Raw genomic sequence first — 2774 nt, forward strand, 5'->3', positions numbered from 1 at the left:
GGAAGTTAGTGGAATGGTCCTGGAAAGGCCAGCGATACAGGGTGATAGCCCCGTACATGAAAACGACCTTGAAGTGAAATCGAGTAGGGCGGGACACGTGACATCCTGTCTGAATATGGGGGGACCATCCTCCAAGGCTAAATACTCCTGACTGACCGATAGTGAACCAGTACCGTGAGGGAAAGGCGAAAAGAACCCCTGTGAGGGGAGTGAAATAGAACCTGAAACCGTGTACGTACAAGCAGTGGGAGCCCTTCGGGGTGACTGCGTACCTTTTGTATAATGGGTCAGCGACTTACATTTTGTAGCGAGGTTAACCGTATAGGGGAGCCGTAGGGAAACCGAGTCTTAACTGGGCGTCTAGTTGCAAGGTGTAGACCCGAAACCGGGTGATCTAGCCATGGGCAGGTTGAAGGTTGAGTAACATCAACTGGAGGACCGAACCCACTAACGTTGCAAAGTTAGGGGATGACCTGTGGCTGGGGGTGAAAGGCCAATCAAACTCGGAGATAGCTGGTTCTCCCCGAAAGCTATTTAGGTAGCGCCTCGGACGAATACTACTGGGGGTAGAGCACTGTTTGGACTAGGGGGTCATCCCGACTTACCAACTCCATGCAAACTCCGAATACCAGTAAGTAATATCCGGGAGACACACGGCGGGTGCTAACGTCCGTCGTGAAGAGGGAAACAACCCAGACCGCCAGCTAAGGTCCCAAAGTTCTGGTTAAGTGGGAAACGATGTGGGAAGGCTCAGACAGCTAGGATGTTGGCTTAGAAGCAGCCATCATTTAAAGAAAGCGTAATAGCTCACTAGTCGAGTCGGCCTGCGCGGAAGATGTAACGGGGCTCAAACCAGGCACCGAAGCTGCGGATTCAATCTTATGATTGAGTGGTAGGGGAGCGTTCTGTAAGTCTGCGAAGGTGTATCGAGAGGTATGCTGGAGATATCAGAAGTGCGAATGCTGACGTAAGTAACGATAAAGGGGGTGAAAAACCTCCTCGCCGGAAGACCAAGGGTTCCTGTCCAACGTTAATCGGGGCAGGGTGAGTCGACCCCTAAGGTGAGGCCGAAAGGCGTAATCGATGGGAAGCAGGTTAATATTCCTGCACGACTTGTAATTGCGATGGGGGGACGGAGAAGGCTAGGTGGGCCAGGCGACGGTTGTCCTGGTGAAAGTGCGTAGGCGGTATTTCTAGGCAAATCCGGAGATACAACGCTGAGACACGAGACGAACGCACTACGGTGCGGAAGCCATTGATGCCATGCTTCCAGGAAAAGCCTCTAAGCTTCAGATTACAAGTCATCGTACCCCAAACCGACACAGGTGGTCGGGTAGAGAATACCAAGGCGCTTGAGAGAACTCGGGTGAAGGAACTAGGCAAAATAGAACCGTAACTTCGGGAGAAGGTTCGCTCTTGACAGTGAAGTCCCTTGCGGATGGAGCAGTTGGGAGTCGCAGTGACCAGATGGCTGGGACTGTTTATCAAAAACACAGCACTCTGCAAACACGAAAGTGGACGTATAGGGTGTGACACCTGCCCGGTGCCGGAAGGTTAATTGATGGGGTTAGCGCAAGCGAAGCTCTTGATCGAAGCCCCGGTAAACGGCGGCCGTAACTATAACGGTCCTAAGGTAGCGAAATTCCTTGTCGGGTAAGTTCCGACCTGCACGAATGGTGTAACCATGGCCATGCTGTCTCCACCCGAGACTCAGTGAAATCGAATTCGCCGTGAAGATGCGGTGTACCCGCGGCTAGACGGAAAGACCCCGTGAACCTTTACTACAGCTTGGCACTGAACATTGAACCTACATGTGTAGGATAGGTGGGAGGCTTTGAAGGCGTGACGCTAGTTGCGCTGGAGCCGTCCTTGAAATACCACCCTTGTATGTTTGATGTTCTAACGCAGGGCCCTGAATCGGGCTCGCGGACAGTGCCTGGTGGGTAGTTTGACTGGGGCGGTCTCCTCCCAAAGAGTAACGGAGGAGCACGAAGGTTGGCTAATCCTGGTCGGACATCAGGAGGTTAGTGCAATGGCATAAGCCAGCTTAACTGCGAGACGGACAGGTCGAGCAGGTACGAAAGTAGGTCATAGTGATCCGGTGGTTCTGAATGGAAGGGCCATCGCTCAACGGATAAAAGGTACTCCGGGGATAACAGGCTGATACCGCCCAAGAGTTCATATCGACGGCGGTGTTTGGCACCTCGATGTCGGCTCATCACATCCTGGGGCTGAAGTCGGTCCCAAGGGTATGGCTGTTCGCCATTTAAAGTGGTACGCGAGCTGGGTTCAGAACGTCGTGAGACAGTTCGGTCCCTATCTGCCGTGGGCGTTGGATGATTGAAGGGAGTTGCTCCTAGTACGAGAGGACCGGAGTGAACGAACCTCTGGTGTTCGGGTTGTCACGCCAGTGGCACTGCCCGGTAGCTAAGTTCGGAATCGATAACCGCTGAAAGCATCTAAGCGGGAAGCGAGCCCTGAGATGAGTCATCCCTGACCCCTTGAGGGTCCTAAAGGGCCGTTGGAGACCACAACGTTGATAGGTGGGGTGTGTAAGCGCGGCGACGTGTTGAGCTAACCCATACTAATTACCCGTGAGGCTTAACCATACAACACCCAAGAAGTGTTCCTGGCCTTGTAGCGAATGAACGAACTACTTACAAATTCAGTGATAATGACAGCCACTTAGCGTGGAGTCGTTATTCACGTCAGCTTTCTAGATTAAGAATTTGCCTGGCGGCCATAGCGCCGTGGAACCACCTGATCCCATGCCG

The 2774-nt window shown here is 53.0% G+C and carries 1 rRNA gene (cut by a window edge); it reads left to right on the forward strand.

Annotation, left to right across the window (positions count from 1 at the left end):
• Positions 1 to 2609, forward strand: a 23S ribosomal RNA gene (locus CF137_RS19075) (it extends 281 nt beyond the left edge of the window).
• Positions 2610 to 2774 lie beyond the last annotated feature (165 nt).

This window comes from Aeromonas sobria (assembly GCF_006243315.1).
In the GTDB taxonomy this organism is placed as follows: Bacteria; Pseudomonadota; Gammaproteobacteria; order Enterobacterales; family Aeromonadaceae; genus Aeromonas; species Aeromonas sobria_A.